A 20,249-nucleotide genomic window follows, 5' to 3' on the forward strand; every position below is an offset into this window, starting at 1 on the left:
GACGCGGCTCAGGCCACCGACCCGATCCGCCGCGCCGGAACCGACATCGCGTCGTGGTGGATCGGCGTGTGTGCCCCGGTGAGCGACACGCCGCTCCCTCCGCGCCGGTCGGCCACGATCTCCGAGGCGATGGACAGGGCCGTCTCCTCCGGGGTGCGGGCGCCCAGGTCGAGGCCGATGGGGGACCTGAGGCGCGCCAACTCCAGCTCGGTGACGCCGACTTCGCGCAGGCGGTCGTTGCGGTCCAGGTGGGTGCGCCGGGAGCCCATCGCGCCGACGTACGCGACCGGAAGCCGCAGCGCGAGCCGCAGCAGCGGTACGTCGAACTTGGCGTCGTGGGTGAGGACGCACAGGACGGTCCGGGCGTCCACCTCCGTGCGCTCCAGGTACGTGTGGGGCCACTCGACGACGATCTCGTCGGCGTCGGGGAAGCGGGTGGCGGTCGCGAAGACCGGGCGGGCGTCGCACACCGTGACGCGGTATCCGAGGAACTTGCCCATGCGGACCAGCGCCGACGCGAAGTCGATCGCGCCGAACACGATCATGCGCGGGGGCGGCACGGACGACTCGACGAGAACCGTGAGCGGTGCTCCGCAACGAGAGCCCCGCTCTCCGATCTCCAGGGTGCCGGTGCGGCCCGCGTCCAGGAAGGCGCCCGCCTCGCCGACCACCGTGCGGTCCAGCTCCGGATGGGCGCCGAAGCCGCCCTCGTACGAGCCGTCGGGGCGGACGAGCAGCGCCCGGCCCCTGAGTTCGGCGGGACCGCTGACGATCCGCGCGACCGCCGCCGCCTCCCCGCTCGCGGCGGCGGCCAGCGCGGAGCCGAGCACCGGCCGGGCGGGGTCGCCCGCGCGGACCGGTGTGACGAGGATGTCGATGATGCCGCCGCAGGTCAGACCGACGGCGAAGGCGTCCTCGTCGCTGTATCCGAAGCGCTCCAGGACACTCTCGCCGTCCTCGAGCGCCTGCCGGCACAGTTCGTAGACCGCGCCCTCCACGCACCCGCCGGAGACCGAGCCGATCGCCGTGCCGTCGGAGTCGACGGCGAGTGCGGCGCCGGGCCGGCGGGGCGCGCTGCCGCTGACGGCCACCACGGTGGCCACGGCGAAGTCGCGTCCCTGCTCGACCCACCGGTGCAGCTCTTCGGCGATGTCCAGCATGTCTCGGTCTCCTTAACAGGGGGTGCGTGGAGGGTCGCGGACCGGAAGAGGCGTGTCAGTGCACGCCCATCCAGCTCTCGATCGGATTCAGGGCGAAGAAGACGAGGAAGATCGCCGCCAGGCCCCACATGAACGCCCCGATCTCCCGGGCCTTGCCCTGGGCGATCTTGATGGCGACGTACGACAGCACTCCGGCCGCGACGCCCGCGGTGATGGAGTACGTGAACGGCATGACGACGACGGTCAGGAAGACCGGGATCGCGGTGGCGCGGTCGGCCCAGTCCACATGGCGGGCGTTCATCATCATCATGGCGCCGATGACGACCAGTGCCGCCGCCGCGACCTCGCCGGGGACGATCGCCGTCAGCGGGGTGAAGAAGAGACAGGCCGCGAAGAACAGACCCGTGACGACGGAGGAGAGACCCGTACGGGCGCCCTCGCCGACCCCGGTCGCGGACTCGACGAAGACCGTCTGGCCCGACGCGCCCGCGACCCCGCCGACCGCTCCGCCCGCGCCGTCGATGAACAGCGCCTTGGACAGGCCCGGCATCCGGCCCTGCGCGTCGGCGAGCTTGGCCTCCGTGCCGACGCCGATGATGGTGGCCATCGCGTCGAAGAACCCGGCGAGGACCAGCGTGAAGACGATCATGCCGACCGTCATCACTCCGACGTCGCCCCAGCCGCCGAACTCGACCTTGCCGAAGAGTGAGAAGTCCGGCATCGAGACCGCGCTGCCGTGCAGTTCGGGGGCACCGCTCGCCCACTGCTTGGGGGCGATGACGCCGAGGGCGTTGAGGACCACGGCGAGTACGGTGCCGCCGACGATGCCGATCAGGATCGCGCCGGGGATGCCGCGCGCCTGGAGCATGAAGATGGCGAGCAGCGTGGCGGCGAAGAGCAGGACCGGCCAGCCGGCGAGTTCACCGGCCGGGCCGAGGGTGACCGGGGTGGCCTTCCCCTGGTGCACGAATCCGGCCTTGTAGAAGCCGATCAGCGCGACGAACAGGCCGATGCCCATGGTGATGGCGTGTTTCAGCGCCAGCGGGATCGCGTTCATGATCATCTCGCGCAGGCCGGTGACGACCAGGAGCATGATGACCGCTCCGTACATCACACACATGCCCATGGCCTGCGGCCAGGTCATCTGCGGGGCGACCTGCGAGGAGAGCACTCCGGACACGGAGAGTCCGGCGGCGAGGGCCAGGGGAACCTTGCCGAAGAAGCCCATCAGGAGCGTGCTGAAGGCCGCCGCGAACGCGGTCGCGGTGATCAGCGCGTTCTGGCCGAGCGTGTGCCCCGCCGCGTCCTTTCCGGACAGGATCAGGGGGTTGAGCAGGAGGATGTACGCCATCGCCATGAAGGTGGTGACGCCGCCGCGCACCTCACGCGCGACCGTGGATCCCCGCTGGGATATGTGGAAGTAACGGTCGAGCCAGGACCGCCCGGCCGGGACGCGGGTACCCGCACCCGCGTCGTCGGCGACGGTCCTGGGCTCCACTGACTGCTGGGTCATGGTGCCATCTCCCAAGGTTCACAGGGGCACCCGCGTCAGCAACCACGGTGGTTGCTGCGGGATTTGGGATGGTGCACGACCCGGGGGACGGCCCGAGACGAACAGAGGGTTACTTGCCGGTCAGGTGCTCGGGACGTACCGGCGTCCTGTTGAGCTCCAGACCCGTCGCGTTCCGGATCGCCGCGAGGACGGCCGGGGTGGACGACAGGGTCGGGGCCTCGCCGATGCCACGGAGCCCGTACGGGGCGTGGTCGTCGGCGAGTTCGAGCACGTCGACCGGGATGGTCGGCGTGTCGAGAATCGTGGGGATGAGATAGTCCGTGAAGGAGGGGTTGCGTACCTTCGCGGTCCTGGGGTCGACGATGATCTCCTCCATGACCGCGATGCCCAGGCCCTGGGTGGTGCCACCCTGGATCTGGCCGATGACGGACAGCGGGTTGAGCGCCTTGCCGACGTCCTGGGCGCAGGCCAGCTCGATGACCTTGACCAGCCCGAGTTCGGTGTCGACCTCGACCACCGCGCGGTGCGCGGCGAACGTGTACTGGACGTGGCCGAAGCCCTGTCCGGTGCGCAGGTCGAAGGCCTCGGTCGGGCGGTGCCGCCACTCGGCCTCGATCTCGACGGACTCGTCGCCGAGCACGTCCACCAGGTCGGCCAGCACCTCGCCGCCGTCGGTGACGACCTTGCCGCCCTCCAGGAGCAGCTCCGCGGTCGCCCAAGCGGGGTGGTACGTACCGAACTTGCGGCGGCCCAGCTCCAGGACCTTCTCGCGGACGAGTTCGCAGGAGTTCTTGACGGCGCCACCGGTGACGTACGTCTGCCGCGACGCGGACGTCGAACCGGCGCTGCCCACCTGGGTGTCGGCCGGTTGGATGGTCACCTGGGTGACGCCCAGCTCGGTGCGGGCGATCTGCGCGTGGACGGTGACGCCGCCCTGGCCGACCTCGGCCATCGCGGTGTGCACGGTCGCGACCGGCTCGCCGCCGACGACCTCCATGCGGACCTTGGCCGTCGAGTAGTCGTCGAAGCCTTCGGAGAAGCCGACGTTCTTGATGCCGACCGCGTAGCCGACACCGCGTACGACGCCCTCGCCGTGCGTGGTGTTGGAGAGGCCGCCCGGCAGCTGCCGTACGTCGGCCGCCTCGCCGGCGGTGAGCCACTGCTGCTCCGGCGGCAGCGGCATCGCCTTGACCCGGCGCAGGAGTTCGGCGACCGGGGCCGGCGAGTCGACGACCTGTCCGGTCGGCATGACGGTTCCCTGCTCCATCGCGTTGAGCTGACGGAAGGCCACCCGGTCCATGCCCACCAGGTCGGCGAGCTTGTCCATCTGGGCCTCGTAGGCGAAGCAGGCCTGGACCGCGCCGAAGCCGCGCATGGCGCCGCAGGGCGGGTTGTTGGTGTAGAGGGCGATGGCCTCGATGTCGACGTCGTCGACGACGTACGGGCCCGCGCCCAGCGAGGAGGCGTTGCCGACGACCGCGGGGGAGGCGGAGGCGTAGGCGCCGCCGTCCAGGACGATCCGGGCCTTCAGGTGGGTGAGCTTGCCGTCCTTGGTCGCCCCGTGCTCGTAGGAGAGCTTCGCGGGGTGGCGGTGCACGTGCCCGAAGAAGGACTCGAAACGGTTGTAGACGATCTTGACGGGCTTGCCGGTGCGCAGGGCGAGCAGACAGGCGTGGATCTGCATCGACAGGTCCTCGCGTCCGCCGAACGCGCCGCCGACGCCCGAGAGCGTCATCCGGACCTTGTCCTCGGGCAGGCCCAGGACGGGCGCGATCTGGCGCAGGTCGGAGTGCAGCCACTGGGTGGCGATGTAGAGGTCGACGCCACCGTCCTCGGCGGGCACGGCGAGACCGGACTCGGGGCCCAGGAACGCCTGGTCCTGCATGCCGAAGGTGTACTCGCCCTTGACGACGAAGTCGGCCTTCTTGGCGGCCTCTTCGACGTTGCCGCGGACGATCGGCTGGCGGTGCACGATGTTGGGGTGCGGGACGTGGCCGATGTGGTGGTCGTCGCGGCCCTCGTGGATCAGGACGGCGTCCGGCGCGGTCGCGGACGCCTCGTCCGTGATGACCGGCAGCTCGCGGTACTCCACCTTGATCTTGGCGGCGGCACGGCGCGCGGTCTCCGGGTGGTCGGCGGCGACGATCGCGACCGGCTCACCGTGGTGGCGGACCTTGCCGTGCGCGAGGACTGGGGTGTCCTGGATCTCCAGGCCGTAGTTCTTCACCTCGGTCGGCAGGTCGTCGTACGTCATGACGGCGTAGACGCCGGGCGTCGCGAGGGCCTCGCCGGTGTCGATGGAGACGATCTCGGCATGGGCGACCGTGGAGCGCAGGATCTGGCCCCAGAGCATGTCCTCGTGCCACATGTCGGACGAGTACGCGAACTCGCCGGTGACCTTGAGGATGCCGTCGGGGCGGAGCGTCGACTCGCCGATGCCGCCCCTGGTCTTGGAGCCCTGCGTGAGGTTGGTGGGTGTACCCGTGGTTCCCATGGTCAGACCGCCTCGGACTGCCGGGCGGCCGCGAGGCGGACCGCGTCCATGATCTTCTCGTAGCCGGTGCACCGGCACAGGTTGCCGGAGAGCGCCTCGCGGATGTCCGCGTCGGTCGGCGTGGGGTTGCGCTCCAGCATCTCGTCGGCGGCGACCAGCAGACCCGGGGTGCAGAAGCCGCACTGGACGGCGCCGGCGTCGATGAACGCCTGCTGGATCGGAGAGAGTTGTCCGCCCTCGCCCGTGTGGGAGTCCTGGGGCTTCGACTCCCAGCGCCTGGCCTCGTCCAGCGAGGTGCCGCAGGAGCCGGTGGCGCAACCGCCTTGCTCAGCACGCTGCTTGGCGAACTCCGCGAGGCCCTCGACCGTGACCACCTCGCGGCCCTCGACCTGGCCGGCCGCGACCAGGCACGAACACACCGGCACACCGTCCAGGCGGACCGTGCAGGAACCGCACTCGCCCTGCTCGCAGGCGTTCTTGGAGCCGGGCAGGCCCAGCCGCTCGCGCAGCACGTACAGCAGGGACTCGCCCTCCCACACGTCGTCGGCTTCCTGGGGACGGCCGTTGACCGTGAAATTGACGCGCATTACGCGACACCGTCCTTCTGGAATGTCTGGCCGTCAGTGCCGCGGTACGACTCCCAGGTCCAGGTCAGGGTGCGGCGCGCCATGATGCCGACCGCGTGGCGGCGGTAGCTCGCGGTGCCCCGGACGTCGTCGATCGGGTTGCAGGCGGCGGAGCAGAGGTCCGCGAACTGCTTGGCGACCGACGGGGTGATGATCTTGCCGTTGTCCCAGAAGCCGCCCTCGTCGAGCGCGGCGTTCAGGAACTCCTCCGCCGCCTTGGCGCGGACCGGCGTGGGCGCGGCGGAGCCGATGCCGGTGCGGACCGTACGCGTCTGGGGGTGCAGGGCCAGGCCGAAGGCGCAGACCGCGATCACCATGGCGTTGCGGGTGCCGACCTTGGAGTACTGCTGGGGGCCGTCGGCCTTCTTGATGTGGACGGCGCGGATCAGCTCGTCGGGCGCGAGCGCGTTGCGCTTCACGCCGGTGTAGAACGTGTCGATCGGGATCAGGCGCGTTCCCCGTACGGACTCGGCCTCGACCTCGGCGCCGGCCGCGAGGAGGGCGGGGTGGGCGTCGCCGGCCGGGGAGGCCGTGCCGAGGTTGCCGCCGACACCGCCACGGTTGCGGATCTGGGGAGAGGCCACGGTGTGGGAGGCCAGGGCCAGGCCGGGAAGCTCGCCGCGCAGGTTCTCCATGATCCGGGTGTACGGGACGGAGGCGCCCAGGCGCACGCTCTCCTCGCCGACCTCCCACTCGCTCAGCTCGCCGACGCGGTTCAGGTCGAGGAGGTACTCGGGCCGGCGGTGATCGAAGTTGATCTCGACCATCACATCGGTGCCACCCGCAATCGGCACAGCGGTGGGGTGCTCGGCCTTCGCGGCGAGCGCCTCCTCCCAGCTGGCGGGGCGAAGGAAGTCCATGAGTGGCTCTCTTCTTCGTATCGTGGGTCGTTCTGATCAAGCCAGATCGTGTGCGGCGGCCCGGGCTCGTTCATAAGTTGTTCACGTGGAGTGAGGTCAGTACACCGCGCTGTCCTCCACCGGGGTCAGTCACCGAAACCATGAAGGAGTTGGCTGGCCAGGGCGGTCATCTTGTAGATTCGTATGAACGGAGGTCATCAGTAACCTCCTCGTTTTCCTATGGAAACGACAGGAAACATCCAGCACACGCTGGGACCAGGGAGTACGGCTCGCGGACCCGCTCGCCCATTGCTCACCTTCAGATCCATCGTAGATTTCGAGACAAGAACGGCGGCGACGAGAATGCGGCTGCGCGCACTGCTGGACACCGACGCGCTGGGCCTGCGGCTGCTCGGCGGCGAGGACGAGCTGGACCGCACCGTACGCGGTGTGATGACCACGGACCTCAAGGACCCCAGCCGCTACCTCTCCGGCGGCGAGCTGGTCCTCACCGGGCTCGCCTGGCGGCACGGCGCCGCGGACTCCGAGCCCTTCGTACGGATCCTGGCGGCCGCCGGGGTCGCGGCCCTCGCCGCCGGTGAGGCGGAGCTCGGCGACATCCCGGAGGACCTCGTCCTGGCCTGCGTCCGGCACCGGCTGCCGCTGTTCGCCGTGCACGAGTCGGTGGCGTTCGCGACGATCACCGAGCATGTCGTACGACAGGTCTCGGGCGAGCGCGCCGGGGACCTCGCGGCCGTGGTGGACCGGCACCGGCGGATGATGACGTCCGGCCCGGCGGGCGGCGGCCCCGACGTGGTCCTCGACCTGCTCGGCACCGACCTGGACCTGCGGGCCTGGGTGCTCTCCCCCACCGGACGCCCCATCGCCGGTTCGAAGCTCGCCGGGGCCGCGCTGCCCGCCGACGTGTCCGCGAAGCTGGCCGCGGAACACCTCGCGGCGTCACGCACCGGGCGGCGCGGACCGCACCGGGTGCTCGTGGGCACGACGACGTACTCCCTCTTCCCGATCCGCTCCTCCGGGCGCTCCGCGGCCGCCTCCCGCGAGGTGCGCGAGACGGTGCTCTCCGACTGGCTGCTCGCGGTCGAGGCGGACGCCGGCGACTGGCCCGCGGAGCGGCTCGACCTGCTCCAGGGCGTCACCCAGCTGATCGCGGTCGAGCGGGACCGGCGGGACGCGGCGCGCACGGTACGGCGCCGGCTCGCGCAGGAGGTCCTCGAACTGGTGCAGACGGGGGCGGCACCCGCGGAGATCGCGGCCCGGCTGCGCGTCGCCGCGCCGGTGCTGCTGCCCGGGCTCGGCGCCGCACCGCACTGGCAGGTGGTGGTGGCCCGCGTCGAGTGGGAAGGTGGCGAGGTCGAGGGCGGGCCGGTCGCCCAGTCGCTCCTGGAGGAGATCCTCGTCGACCCGCTGACCAGCGGCCCCGAGCCCTCCGACCGGATCGCCGTCGCCCATACGGGTGAGGAGGCGATCGCGCTCGTCCCGCTTCCGGCGGTCTCCGCGGAGCACGACGGCTCCGAGTCGGGCGTGCTCGCGGACGCCCTCCTGGAGGCCGTACGCGACCCGCTGTCGGCCGGCCTGAACGACGACGGGCGGCTCACGCTCGGCGTCAGCGCCGCCGTGCACTCGGCCGAGGGCCTGCGCGGCGCCCTGGAGGAGGCCCGGCACGCGCGCCGGGTCGCCGCCGCCCGCCCCGGCCGGGTCTGCGCGGCCGGACACCAGGAGTTGGCCTCGCACGTCCTGCTCCTGCCCTTCGTTCCGGACGACGTACGCCGCGCCTTCACCGCGCGCCTGCTCGACCCGCTCCGGGACTACGACCGCCGCCACCGCGCCGAACTCATCCCCACCCTGGAGGCGTTCCTCGACTGCGACGGCTCCTGGACGCGCTGCGCCACGCGGCTCCACCTGCACGTCAACACACTGCGCTACCGGGTCGGCCGCATCGAGCAGTTGACGGGCCGGGACCTCTCCCGCCTCGAGGACAAGCTCGACTTCTTCCTCGCGTTGCGCATGAGCTGAGGTCACGGGTCCGTGCGGCACGTGTCAGCAAGTGCCGCACCAGTCCCACGACTTTGTGAAATCCTTCACCCACCCCCTTGGCCGGGTGCCGCGATCCGTGCTGAGATGCCACCACTCAACAGCTCAATGGCGTGCTCGGGGAGGGCAACGTGGCGCATACCGCCATGTCTGGTTCCGGAACGAACGCAGGGGACGATCCACTCCAGACCGCGGTATGGCGGCTGCGCTCGCGCGCCTGCTGGGTCGACGCGGCCGCACTGCTCCAGCCCGGGACGGCGGGTCCCGCACTGCAAAGAGCCTCGCTCCTCGTCGAGCGGTGCCTGTACACCGAGCAGGGCTGGGCCGAGGCGGAGGACGCGCTGCGGACGGCGGAGGCGGTGGCCCAGAGCGACGACGAGCGCGGGGCGGCGGCCTGTGAGCGCGGGCAGCTCGCGTACGCGGCCACGCTGCTCGGGGTGCGCGACCGGGCGGACGAGGCACGGGCCGCGCTCGGGCGGGCCGCCGCGCTGATCGCCCCGGGGGCGCCGGGGCGGGCGCTGCTGGACTTCCGGCGCGGGCTGCTCGCCGAGAACCTCGCGCAGTCGCCGCAGGCCGCGCGGGCCGCGTACCGGCGTGCCCACGCGGGCGCTGTCGCCCAGGGCGACCCGCTTCTGCTCTCCTTCACCTGGCGGCACCTGGCCGGACTCGCCCTACGGGACGGGGAGTTGGCCGAGGCACGGCACGGGTTCGGTGAATCCCTGCGGATCCGGGAGGAGTTGGGGTACTTGGTGGGCACGGCTCCGGCATTGGCCTCGCTCGCGGATGCCGAGACCGAGCCGGAGGCGACCCGGTTGCGGGCGGAGGCGGGGCGGTTGTTCCGGTTGCTCGGGGGTGTGCCCACCTGGTTGGCCCGGCAGTTGACTCCGCCCGCGGCGACGGCTTGAGGTTGCGAGGAGGCTGCGGATTCGTCGTGGCTGGTCGCGCGGCTCCCCGCGTTCGCCGGACCGGGTCAGTCGCTCTGGACGTGTGCCAAGAGGTTACGGGCGAAGTTCCCCACCGCGGTCCGGAGTTCGGGGTCGTGGGCGACGTAGACCACGACCCCGACGATGACGATCAGGACCAGGAGGCCGCGCAGGCCGCCGCCCCGGGCGCCGGTGTGCGGCACGGGGCGGTGCGTGTGGGGCGCCCCGGTGTGACGGGCGTGGGCCTGGGCCATGTCGTGCGCGGCGCGGTGGTGGCGTACGTGGTTCTGGTGGATCTGCTGGGCCTGCTGAGCTTGCTGCATCGCCTGCCAGGACGGGTCGGGCATCGTCTTCTCCCCCGGTGTGCTGCTGGTACCCGGGGACACGCGTGCGGGGCCGTCCGGGTTCCCGGCGGCGCGTCCTGTTGCCCGGCGCCCACGGAGCCGTGACGTCCGCCAGGGGAAGGGGACGTACCGGCCCTAGTTGTCGGCGAAGTGCTCTCGTACGAGGGACTGGACGGCCGGGAGGTCCTGGGCGGTCAGGGCGTCCAGGAGGGCGAGGTGCTCGGCGGCGTCGGCCACGAGGTCCGCGCGGCCGCGCGGGACGGGGCCGCCGACGAGGGGCCACTGGGCCCGGCGGTGCAGGTCGTCGGCGATCTGCACGAGCTGGTCGTTGCCGGCGAGGGCGAGGATCGCGTGGTGGAAGGCGCGGTCGCACTCCGCGTAGGTGGCACGGCACCCCGCGGACGCGGCACGCGCCGCCGCCTCGGCGAGCGGGCGCAGTTCGGCCCAGCGCGCGGCGGGCACCGTGCGGGCGAGGCGCAGCACCACCGGGACTTCGAGGAGGGCGCGGATCTCGGCGAGTTCGGCCAGCTCGCGCGTCCCACGCCGGACGACCCGGAAGCCCCGGTTCGGTACGACCTCGACGGCACCTTCGAGGGCGAGCTGCTGCATCGCCTCGCGTACGGGTGTGGCGGACACCCCGAAGCGTTCGCCGAGCACGGGCGCGGAGTACACCTGGCCGGGGGCGAGCTCGCCCGCGACGAGGGCGGTGCGCAGGGCGTCGAGGATCTGCCCGCGGACCGAGGCCCGCTGGACCACGGGGCGCGCGCTCTCCACGCGGGGGTGCGGGATGGGCGGCTCGCTGTGGGTGTGCTCGCCACGGGCCCCGGACGCGGACCCGGACTCGTCCGAGGCGACGCCCCGCTCCCGCTCGGCGTCCGCCACCCGCGCCTGTGCGGGCACCCGGACGGACGCCGTACGGATGTCCGGGGCCGCCGACCCGGTGGAACCGCGCGCGCCCAGCGAACCGGCCTGCTCCACGGGGTCCTCCTCCGGGCTTGGTGGTACTTGGGGGTCATTGCGGCGGTTGTTACCCGTCCGTCAAGCACCATAGGCGCACATGGCCCCAGTTCAAACATCCGATATTGAGGGTAAGGTAAGCCTAACCTTTCAACGATCGTGAAGCGGGGTACCCGTATGTCCGCTGCCGCCCTGGCCAGGGGCCCCCTGGGCCTCGCCGACGGCCACCCCGCCCGCTCGGCCGTCACGGACGCCTACACCCGGCTGACCGAGGTCTTTCCGGGGCTGAGCGTGCGGGAGCTGGGACACGGGGAAGCGGCCCCGGAGGGCGAGGGCTGGGTCGGCGCCGCCGGGCTCGCGGCGGGCGGGGTGGACCTCGACACCTTCCTCGCCTGGGACGAAGCGCAGGTCATCAGGGACTACGGGCAGCGGGCGCGCCCGGACGTGGTGGCGAGCTTCGGGCTGCACCGGTACGCCTGGCCGGCCTGTCTGCTGATCACCGCCCCGTGGTTCCTGCTGCGCCGGGTGCCCCGCCTCCCTGTGGAGCGCGTCACATTCCAGCGCACGCTCGGCCGGATGGCGGTGCGGATCGAGGAATTCGCCTGCCTGCCGGGCGACCCGGCGGCCCAGCTGCCCGGCGCCCGGGTCGTCCCGGACGAGGAGGCACTGCGGGCCGAGGTGCGGGCGGCGACGGCCGAACACCTGGAGCCGGTCCTCGGCGGCTTCGGCCCGCGCATGCGGCGCCGCGGCCGGGCCCTGTGGGGCATGGCGACCGACGAGGTCGTCGAGGGTCTCTGGTACGTCGCCGAACTGCTCGGCGAGGAGCGGCGCGCGCGGCTCGAGCTGGAACTGCTGCTGCCGGGGGCGACCCGGCCGTACGTCGGTTCCGCCGCGTTCCGGGAGCTGAGCGGCCCGAACGGGGAGTCCCTGCCCACCCGCGACCGGGCGAGCTGCTGCTTCTTCTACACCCTGGATCCCGAGGACACCTGCGTCAACTGCCCGCGCACCTGCGACTCGGACCGCATCGCCAAGTTGACGGCCATCGCGAGGGATTGAGCACCGCCCTCGCCGTACGGACGGGCCTCTCGGGTGCTCTAAGATCAACTCCGAATAAGGCTCCTGGCGGGTGCCCGACAGATGACAGGCACTTCACAACTTCCTCACTTGTCGCAGGAACTTTCCGTAGAACCATCCGTACGGGTAATCTTATTCGCACTCAGCTCCCGTCCCTCGCGCGGCAGTTCGAGCAGAATGTCGCCCTGCGCATCCCCTTGCACTCTCTTGGCGGCCTCTTGCCCCGAAACCCCCTGAGGGTCGACGGGCGTGGGCCAATATGGCGGGCGTTACGCCCTATCCCAATGCAAGGGACCCCAGATGAGATTGACCGACATATCGCTGAACTGGCTGCTTCCGGGCGCCGTTTTGCTCCTGGGACTGCTGGCGGCGGTGGCGGTGCTCGCGCGCAGCAAGCGGTCCGGGGAGAACACGAGCAGCAGCAACGACGACTCGTGGGAGCGCAGCGAGGAGCGCCGCAGGCGTAAGGAAGCCGTCTACGGCACGGCCTCCTATGTACTGCTCTTCTGCTGTGCCGCGGTCGCCGCGGCGCTCTCCTTCCACGGCCTCGTCGGCTTCGGCCAGCAGAACCTCGGACTCACGGACGGCTGGGAGTACCTCGTCCCGTTCGGTCTGGACGGCGCGGCCATGTTCTGCTCCGTCCTCGCCGTGCGCGAGGCCAGCCACGGTGACGCGGCGCTCGGCTCCCGGATACTCGTGTGGACCTTCGCCGGTGCCGCCGCCTGGTTCAACTGGGTGCACGCGCCCCGGGGTGTGGACCACTCGGGCGCTCCCCAGTTCTTCGCGGGCATGTCCCTGTCGGCCGCCGTGCTGTTCGACCGGGCGCTGAAGCAGACCCGCCGTGCCGCGCTGCGTGAGCAGGGCCTGGTCCCGCGTCCGCTGCCGCAGATCCGTATCGTCCGCTGGCTGCGCGCACCCCGTGAGACGTACAGCGCCTGGTCGCTGATGCTCCTGGAGAACGTCCGCACGCTGGACGAGGCGGTCGAGGAGGTCCGCGAGGACAAGCGCCAGAAGGAGCAGAACCGCCTGCGCCGGCGGAACGAGGAGCGCGTCGAGCGGGCGCACCTCAAGGCGCTCAGCCGCGGTCACCGGGGCCTGCCCGGCCGTGGTGGCGGCGGCGGTGGCCGGCAGCAGCTGGAGACGACCGTGGAGCGTGCTCCCGCGCAGGCCACCGCGGAGCCTGCCATAGCGCCGGAGCTGCCCGTACGCTCACGGCCCTCCCTTCAGCCCGTCCGCAAGAGTGGTGACCCGATCACGGTCGATCTCACCGCGGAGGACGACACCATGGCCCTGCCGCGACTCGACTCCCTGGAGCGCAAGCTCAAGGACCTGGAGCAGCAGTTCGGCTGAGACACCGGGGTGGTCCGGCCGTTGAACGGCCGGACCCCGGACAGGAATTACGGCGGCGCGGTGACTACACCGCGCCGCCGTCCAGTTCGAACCAGACCGACTTGCCCACGCCGTGGGGGCGTACCCCCCAGGCGTCCGCGAGGGACTGGACCAGGACGAGGCCTCTGCCGTGCGTACCGTCGTCGGCGATCGGTACCCGCAGTCTGGGCCTGCGTCCCACGAAGTCCCTTACCTCCACGCGGAGTCCGCGGGGTCCGACGGTGGCCGTCAGGACCGCGTCGTGGTCGGTGTGGATGAGGGCGTTGGTGACGAGTTCGCTGGTCAGCAACTCGGCTATCTCGGACTTCTCCGGCTTCCCCCAGTGCCGTAAGAGTTCCCTCAGCGCTCTGCGGGCCTCTGGCACCGCCCGTAGATCGGCCCTGGCCAGCCGCCGCCTGAGCTGCGGGGCGGCCGGGTCCCTCGTGCCGTCGGTCGCTTCTTCCTCCACTGCCTGTGCCGAGGAGGCCCCGATGGCCACGGGACCGCCCCCTCGTACCTGCCTCTTCATGACCCCCGCCTGCATGCCGATGTCGGGTTCCCCTCCTGATCGAACATGTTCACGGGAATCCATGCCCCATCGGGGACGCGGCAGTCATGTCGAATGGTCAACCACCGGCCAATCCCGAGCGGAAGCACGGCGTCGCGCCGAGGCGGTGGCCCGTGGGGCTCCTCCGCCCTGACGTCAGGGCTCTCCGGGGCCGGCCCGCGCGACGGCGATCCGCCCCGTGGACAGCCCTGCTTGCCCAGCTCAACGCCTGTTGAGGCGCACGGTTCGGCCCCGGCGCACGGCGGCGGCGCGCCCGGCGGACCCGCACCACCCGGTGCCTCCCCTCCCCGGCGACGTGTTGACCGCGGGCGCTCGGCCCATCTACCGATGCTCGACTGCGGGTATGGCCGTACTCGACGGGGAGTCGGCGCGGCGGCCCGAGTGCGGTGGTGGTGGTGCCGCTCCACTTACGGAACTCGGTGGCGGGCCCAGGAAACGGTCAGGGACGCGGCACGTTACGCAGGTTGGAGCGGGCCATCTGCACCATCCGGCCGACTCCCCCGTCCAGGACCATCTTCGACGCCGACAGGGCGAACCCGGTCACCATCTCCGCGCTGATCTTCGGCGGGATGGACAGGGCGTTGGGGTCGGTGACGACGTCGACGAGGGCCGGGCCCTTGTGCTTGAAGGCGGCCTTCAAGGCGCCGGTGAGGTCCTTGGGCTTCTCGACACGCACACCGTACGCCCCGCACGCACGCGCGACGGCCCCGAAGTCGGGGTTCTTGTTCGTCGTCCCGTACGAGGGCAGCCCGGCGACCAGCATCTCCAACTCGACCATGCTCAGGGCGGAGTTGTTGAAGAGGACGACCTTCACCGGCAGGTCGTACTGGACGAGGGTGAGGAAGTCGCCCATCAGCATGGCGAACCCACCGTCTCCGGACATCGAGACGACCTGCCGGCCCCGGTCGGTGAACTGGGCCCCGATCGCCATCGGCAGCGCGTTCGCCATCGAACCGTGCGAGAACGAACCGATGACCCTGCGGCGTCCGTTGGGCGAGATGTAGCGGGCCGCCCACACGTTGCACATCCCGGTGTCGACCGTGAACACCGCGTCCTCGTCGGCGAGTTCGTCGAGGACGGAGGCCACGTACTCGGGGTGGATCGGCACGTGCTTCTCGACCTTGCGCGTGTACGCCTTCACGACACCCTCGAGCGCGTCCGCGTGCTTCTTCAGCATCTTGTCGAGGAAACGGCGGTTCCCCTTGGGCTTCACCCGGGGCGTCAGACAGCGCAGGGTCTCCTTCACATCGCCCCACACCGCCAGATCCAGCCTGGAGCGGCGGCCCAGGCGCTCCGGCCGGACGTCGACCTGGGCGATCTTGACATCGTCCGGGAGGAAGGCGTTGTACGGGAAGTCGGTGCCGAGCAGGATCAGCAGGTCGCACTCGTGGGTGGCCTCGTAGGCGGCGCCGTAGCCGAGCAGACCGCTCATACCGACGTCGTACGGGTTGTCGTACTGGATCCACTCCTTGCCCCGCAGCGCGTGTCCGACCGGGGACTTGATCTTCTCCGCGAACTCCATGACCTCGGCATGCGCCCCCGCCGTGCCGCTGCCGCAGAAGAGCGTGATCCGGTCGGCCTCGTCGATCATCGCGACGAGCTTGTCGATCTCGGTGTCGCCGGGGCGGACCGTGGGCCGGGAGGTGACGAGGGCGGTCTCCAGCGCCTTGTCCGGGGCGGGCTCGGAGGCGATGTCGCCGGGGAGGGAGACGACGCTGACGCCCGACTGGCCCACCGCGTGCTGGATGGCGGTCTGCAGCAGCCTCGGCATCTGCTTCGGGTTGGAGATCATCTCGTTGTAGTGACTGCACTCGCGGAAGAGCTGGTCCGGATGGGTCTCCTGGAAGTAGCCGAGGCCGATCTCACTGGAGGGGATGTGCGAGGCGAGGGCGAGAACCGGGGCCATGGAGCGGTGCGCGTCGTACAGACCGTTGATGAGGTGGAGGTTGCCGGGGCCGCAGGAGCCGGCGCAGGCGGCGAGCTTGCCGGTGATCTGGGCCTCGGCGCCCGCGGCGAAGGCAGCCGTCTCCTCGTGCCGGACATGGATCCAGTCGATCGCCGCGTTGCGCCGGATCGCGTCCACCACCGGGTTGAGGCTGTCGCCGACGACGCCGTACAGGCGCTTGACGCCCGCACGGACGAGGATGTCGACGAACTGCTCGGCGACGTTCTGCTTGGCCATGCTGCACGCACCTCTTTGTGATCCATGGATCCGGCGGGTCCCTCGGTTCATCCGTCGGGTCCATGAATTCACACGGTGCGCCGTTACGCCTCCCAAACGGCCGCGACGGTCCGGTCGTCGGCGTATCCCTTGACCCGTACCTGGGTGTCGGCGAGGAACGCGGCGAGACCGGGCGGCTCGGCCGCCGACCACCGCGCCGTCAGGTGCTCGCAGAACTGCGGTTCGCCGCGCAGGGGCTCCGCGAGGCCGCCGGTGCACAGCAGCAGCGTGTCACCCGGTCGGGCGACGGAGGCGCGGAAACGGAAGGGTTCGCGGGGCGGTTCGGGGGCTGGTTCGTACGGGCTCGGGGGCGTGGTGATGCCCAGGTCCATGGTGAGCCGGTCGCCCTCGGGGGTCTCGTGCGGCAGCGATCCGAAGCCGACCACGGCCTCGCCGGTGGTCTCGGCGACCCGCGGCTCGATGTCCTGCCACTCGCCGTCCCGCAGCCGGAACAGGCCGCCGGAGCCGACCCCGAAGAAGACGCGTGTACGGCACTCGGGGTCCCCGGTGAGCAGCAGGCAGCGCAACCCGGCGGTGTACTCCTCGGGTTCGATGCCCTGTTCGGCGGCGCTCGCGCGCAGCTTGCCGAGAGTGCGGTCGGTGAGCCGGTGCAGGCCCGACTTCAGGTCGCCGCGACGGGCCGCCCTTATGTCCTCGGCCAGCCGCGCGTGACTGCGGCCCACGGCGCGCCCGATCCACCGGCACGCCTCGGCCGCCGCCCGGTGCGCGCCGGGAGTCGCCCGGGCGCCGGTCGCCATCGCCACCAGCACCAGCGCGTGCTCGCCCGTTCCGAAGCGGGCGGTGAGCAGGGAGTCCCGGCGGGGCTCGCCCCTGAAGCGCGCGGAGTCGCCACGCACGGAGGCCGCGCGCAGGGTGCTCGCCCCGTAACGCGCCCCTTCCATGACCGTGTCGGCGACCAGGTCGTCGAGGTCGTCCGGATCGGCGGGCGGGAGGGCGGTGGGCTCGGCGTCGTAGGTGGGCGGGCCCGAGCCGACGTAGTCGACGGGCGGCGGCTGCTGGGGGACGGTGAGGACCGGCTCGGGGAGGGCGTCCACGGGGGCGGCCGCGCCGGGCGGGGCGGGATCCGGCGGCGCGGTGGGGCGCGGCGGCACCGCCGCGCCCGGCGATTCCTCGGACGTACGGCCACGCAGCGACTCGGCGTGGAACCCGGGCGGCGTCGGTCCCGGCGGAAAGGCCGCGGGGGTGGGCGGTTCGGTGGGCGGACGTTCCCAGGAAGCCGAGGGCTCTTCGTCACCCCCCGAGGAGCGCGGATCCACACCACTCCGAGAGAATCCGGTGGCCCCACTGCTCCACCAAGGGCCGGGCTCCGCATCGGCCGGCGAGGGACCGGGATCGTCCCCGCTCCCTGAAGGGCCCAGGTATCCGCTGCTCCACGAAAGGTCCGGGTCCCCGTCACCCCGGGAGAAGCCGGATCCCTCCCCGCCCCCCGGGAGGCCAAGGTCCCCGCCGCCCCGGGAAGAACCCGAGTCCCCGCCACTTCGCGAGGAGCCGCGCCCCTCGCCGCCCCACAGGGGACCGGGATCCTCCCCGCTCCCCGAGCGGCCGTTGTTCTCCCCGCTCCCCGAGCGGCCGTCGTTCTCCCCGCTCCCCGAAGGGACGGCGTCCTCGGTCTCCGAGGGGCCCGGGGCGGCGTCCGCGCTCGTCGAGGGGGGCAGGTTCTCGGCGTGCCGTGCCGGGTCGAGGAAGCGGTCCGGTGGGTCGGACCGGGGCTCGTGGTCCCAGCGGGCGAGGCGCCGGCCCGGTGCCTCGCCACGCGGGGTGGCGCCGCCGCCCCGTTGCTCAGGGACGACGGGAGACCCGTCCGGCTCGGGTGGCGCGGTGCCCGATCCCACCGTCCCCGCGGCCGACGCGAAGCGGTCGTCGAGGGAATCGGCCGCGGGCGTGGGCCCCGTGTCCCCGGTGGCGTCGTACAGCTGCCTCCACCAGTCGTCCTCGTGACCGGTAGGCCTCTCCCCCTGCTGGCTCATGCCCCTGATTGTCCACCGAGAGAGCCGGATGAAAACGGGGCATCCGGAAAAACCGGCCACGGGACTGGTAGTCGAACGGCATGTCGGGTGACGTATCGAACGGCCTTATGAGTGGTGAGGGTTGACGAAGGGTCGGACGTCGCGTCGAACCGGACGTCGCGTCGAAGCCGCCGGACGATTCCACCCCCCACGGGAGAACCGCCCGGCGGCGCCCTGAGTGTGACCTGCTTCCCTGAGGTTCCCCTGTGACGCGCGTTGCCGCGCTCCCCAAGGCGCCACTCCCAAGATCACTCCGCCCGCGTCCACGCCGGCCGGTCCGGCCCAAGTCGGGCATTACGGGCGACTGTTGCTGCCGCGGTGCCGTGAGCTTGGCAGAGTTACGTGTGCTGCGGCGATGATGTGCCGAGGCGGGTTTGCGCCGTGGCCGATTTCCGCCAGGTCACGGCCGGAACGGGATTCGGGGAGGGCATCGCCGCATGCTGGGAGCGATAGGTCTGGACGAGACGCACGAGTCGGCGTACCGGGCGCTGGTGTCCGTGGGCGCCGCCGACGTGCCCGACCTCGCGCGGCGGCTCACGCTCGGCGAGCACGACACCGAGCGCGCCCTGCGCCGACTGGAGCGGCACGGTCTCGCGGCCCAGTCCTCGGGCCGCCCAGGACGCTGGGTCGCGGCGCCGCCCGGCGTCGCCCTCGGCGCACTGCTCACCCAGCAGCGGCACGAGCTGGAGAAGGCGGAACTGGCGGCCGCCCTGCTCGCCGAGGAGTACCGCGCCCAGGCCACCGAACCCGCCGTGCACGACCTGGTGGAGGTGGTGATCGGAGCGGCGGCGGTCACCCAGCGGTTCCTCCAGCTCCAGCTCGGCGCGGCCACAGAGGTGTGCGCGCTGGTCACCGGGACCCCGATGGTGGTCTCCGGGATGGACAACGACGCGGAGGAACAGGCCGCGGGACGGGGCGTCGGCTACCGCGTGGTGCTCGAACGCGCCGTACTCGACCAGCCCACCGGCCTCACCGAACTGTCCGCCGCCCTCAGCCGCGACGAGCAGGTACGGGTCGTGGACAAGGTGCCGACCAAGCTGGTGATCGCCGACCGGACGCTCGCGATGGTGCCGCTCACCTCGCACACCGCGGAGCCCGCCGCCCTCGTCGTGCACGCCAGCGGGCTCCTGGAGCTGCTGTCGGGCCTGTTCGAGTCGGTGTGGCGGGACGCGCTGCCGCTGCGGCTCGGCAGCCGGGGCGTCATGGAGCAGGAGCCGGACGGCCCCGACGTCACCGACCTGGAGATCCTCTCCCTGCTGCTGGCGGGGCTGACCGACGCGAGCGTGGCCAAACAGCTCGACCTGGGCCTCAGGACCGTACAGCGCCGGGTGAAGCGGCTGATGGAGCTGGCGGGCGTCACGACCCGGCTCCAGCTGGGCTGGCACGCCTACGAGAAGGGCTGGGTGGCCCGCGACTGACCTGCGCTCTCGCGCCCGCTCAGTCACCCTGGACAGATGGGAGTGTGGGAACTCCTGCTGGTCGGCGTGGTGATCGTGCTCGGCCTGTGCGGAGTGCTGGTGCCCGGTGTGCCGGGGTCGTGGCTGGTCTGGGCCGCGGTCCTGTGGTGGGCCCTGACCGACCCCCGGGCCCTCACCTGGGGCGTACTGGTGGGCGCGACCGTGGTCCTGGTGCTGGCCCAGGCGATCCGCTGGGGGCTGCCACCCCGACGGCTCCGGGAGGCCGGCGCCACTCCCCGGATGGCCGTGTACGCCGGGGTCGGGGCACTGCTGGGTTTCCTTCTGCTGCCGGTGGTCGGCGCGGTCCCGGGCTTCCTCGGCGGGATCTATCTCTACGAACGGCCGCGGCTGGGCGGCCACGGCCCGGCGAAGGCGGCGGTGGGGACGGTCATGCGGTCGGGCGGCTGGAACGTCCTGACGGAGCTGTTCGCCTGCCTGCTGGTCACGGCCGCATGGCTGGCCACGGTGATCTGGGGCTGACAGCGCTGCCAACTGCGCCAACCGAGCCAACACATCGGATCTCTCCCTTCATATTGACGGGCTGCAGTCACTTCTCTACGTTGCATCGCGGGATAGCTCCGATGAATCGATGAATCGCCCGAAGTGCAGTCGCTAGAGCCGCC

16 protein-coding genes are annotated in these 20,249 nt (G+C 71.7%); 6 read left to right on the top strand and 10 right to left on the bottom strand.

Features of this window, described 5'->3' with window-relative positions:
- Positions 1 to 8: 8 nt before the first annotated feature.
- From ACZ7M2_RS17150 to ACZ7M2_RS17170, 5 genes are all read right to left on the bottom strand, one after another.
- Positions 9 to 1,160 (bottom strand): XdhC family protein, encoded by a 1,152-nt coding sequence (locus tag ACZ7M2_RS17150; protein ID WP_471595915.1) that lies wholly within the window; start codon positions 1,158 to 1,160, stop codon positions 9 to 11.
- 55 nt (positions 1,161 to 1,215) lie between these two features.
- Positions 1,216 to 2,673 (bottom strand): NCS2 family permease, encoded by a 1,458-nt coding sequence (locus ACZ7M2_RS17155; protein ID WP_471595916.1) that lies wholly within the window; start codon positions 2,671 to 2,673, stop codon positions 1,216 to 1,218.
- A 109-nt stretch (positions 2,674 to 2,782) separates the two neighbouring features.
- On the bottom strand, positions 2,783 to 5,167 hold the full coding sequence (locus ACZ7M2_RS17160) for a xanthine dehydrogenase family protein molybdopterin-binding subunit (RefSeq protein WP_471595917.1): 2,385 nt from the start codon (positions 5,165 to 5,167) through the stop codon (positions 2,783 to 2,785).
- A 2-nt stretch (positions 5,168 to 5,169) separates the two neighbouring features.
- The gene (locus ACZ7M2_RS17165; RefSeq protein ID WP_471595918.1) at positions 5,170 to 5,754 is read right to left on the bottom strand and encodes a (2Fe-2S)-binding protein; all 585 of its coding nucleotides are present in this window, start codon (positions 5,752 to 5,754) and stop codon (positions 5,170 to 5,172) included.
- Positions 5,754 to 6,653, bottom strand: coding sequence for an FAD binding domain-containing protein (locus ACZ7M2_RS17170; RefSeq protein ID WP_471595919.1), 900 nt, complete (start codon positions 6,651 to 6,653; stop codon positions 5,754 to 5,756). The genes ACZ7M2_RS17165 and ACZ7M2_RS17170 overlap by 1 nt, the downstream gene beginning before the upstream one ends.
- Positions 6,654 to 6,995: 342 nt before the next feature.
- Between ACZ7M2_RS17170 and ACZ7M2_RS17175 the strand changes: the two genes are divergently transcribed.
- Together ACZ7M2_RS17175 and ACZ7M2_RS17180 are read left to right on the top strand one after the other, a co-directional pair.
- Positions 6,996 to 8,669: a PucR family transcriptional regulator gene (locus ACZ7M2_RS17175; protein WP_471595920.1), complete on the top strand. Its 1,674-nt coding sequence runs from the start codon at positions 6,996 to 6,998 to the stop codon at positions 8,667 to 8,669.
- A gap of 149 nt (positions 8,670 to 8,818) precedes the next feature.
- Positions 8,819 to 9,592, top strand: coding sequence for a hypothetical protein (locus ACZ7M2_RS17180; RefSeq protein ID WP_352048393.1), 774 nt, complete (start codon positions 8,819 to 8,821; stop codon positions 9,590 to 9,592).
- A gap of 65 nt (positions 9,593 to 9,657) precedes the next feature.
- On the opposite strand, the gene ACZ7M2_RS17185 is transcribed toward ACZ7M2_RS17180, so the two are convergent.
- Both ACZ7M2_RS17185 and ACZ7M2_RS17190 read right to left on the bottom strand, forming a co-directional pair.
- Positions 9,658 to 9,957, bottom strand: a complete 300-nt coding sequence (locus tag ACZ7M2_RS17185; RefSeq protein WP_471595921.1) for a hypothetical protein — start codon at positions 9,955 to 9,957, stop codon at positions 9,658 to 9,660.
- Between the two features lie 132 nt (positions 9,958 to 10,089).
- The gene (locus tag ACZ7M2_RS17190; protein ID WP_471595922.1) at positions 10,090 to 10,932 is read right to left on the bottom strand and encodes a GntR family transcriptional regulator; all 843 of its coding nucleotides are present in this window, start codon (positions 10,930 to 10,932) and stop codon (positions 10,090 to 10,092) included.
- 156 nt (positions 10,933 to 11,088) lie between these two features.
- On the opposite strand from ACZ7M2_RS17190, the gene ACZ7M2_RS17195 reads away from it, so the two are divergent.
- Positions 11,089 to 11,967, top strand: a complete 879-nt coding sequence (locus ACZ7M2_RS17195) for a (2Fe-2S)-binding protein (RefSeq protein WP_471595923.1) — start codon at positions 11,089 to 11,091, stop codon at positions 11,965 to 11,967.
- Positions 11,968 to 12,285: 318 nt separating this feature from the next.
- Positions 12,286 to 13,335, top strand: a complete 1,050-nt coding sequence (locus ACZ7M2_RS17200; RefSeq protein ID WP_067375661.1) for a DUF2637 domain-containing protein — start codon at positions 12,286 to 12,288, stop codon at positions 13,333 to 13,335.
- 64 nt (positions 13,336 to 13,399) lie between these two features.
- On the opposite strand, the gene ACZ7M2_RS17205 is transcribed toward ACZ7M2_RS17200, so the two are convergent.
- The 3 genes from ACZ7M2_RS17205 to ACZ7M2_RS17215 all read right to left on the bottom strand — a co-directional run bounded on the left by ACZ7M2_RS17205 (position 13,400) and on the right by ACZ7M2_RS17215 (position 18,130).
- Positions 13,400 to 13,882, bottom strand: a complete 483-nt coding sequence (locus ACZ7M2_RS17205) for an ATP-binding protein (RefSeq protein WP_352048390.1) — start codon at positions 13,880 to 13,882, stop codon at positions 13,400 to 13,402.
- A gap of 478 nt (positions 13,883 to 14,360) precedes the next feature.
- Complete coding sequence (locus tag ACZ7M2_RS17210; RefSeq protein WP_352048389.1) at positions 14,361 to 16,103, bottom strand: pyruvate dehydrogenase; 1,743 nt, start codon at positions 16,101 to 16,103, stop codon at positions 14,361 to 14,363.
- A gap of 83 nt (positions 16,104 to 16,186) precedes the next feature.
- Positions 16,187 to 18,130, bottom strand: a complete 1,944-nt coding sequence (locus ACZ7M2_RS17215) for a PP2C family serine/threonine-protein phosphatase (RefSeq protein ID WP_471595924.1) — start codon at positions 18,128 to 18,130, stop codon at positions 16,187 to 16,189.
- Positions 18,131 to 18,606: 476 nt separating this feature from the next.
- Between ACZ7M2_RS17215 and ACZ7M2_RS17220 the strand changes: the two genes are divergently transcribed.
- On the top strand, positions 18,607 to 19,587 hold the full coding sequence (locus ACZ7M2_RS17220) for a helix-turn-helix domain-containing protein (RefSeq protein WP_352048387.1): 981 nt from the start codon (positions 18,607 to 18,609) through the stop codon (positions 19,585 to 19,587).
- A gap of 36 nt (positions 19,588 to 19,623) precedes the next feature.
- A complete protein-coding gene (locus ACZ7M2_RS17225) occupies positions 19,624 to 20,106 on the top strand; it encodes a DUF456 domain-containing protein (protein ID WP_471595925.1) in 483 nt (160 codons plus the stop codon).
- The last annotated feature ends 143 nt before the right edge of the window (positions 20,107 to 20,249 follow it).

Source organism: Streptomyces sp. NPDC111507, assembly GCF_055638955.1.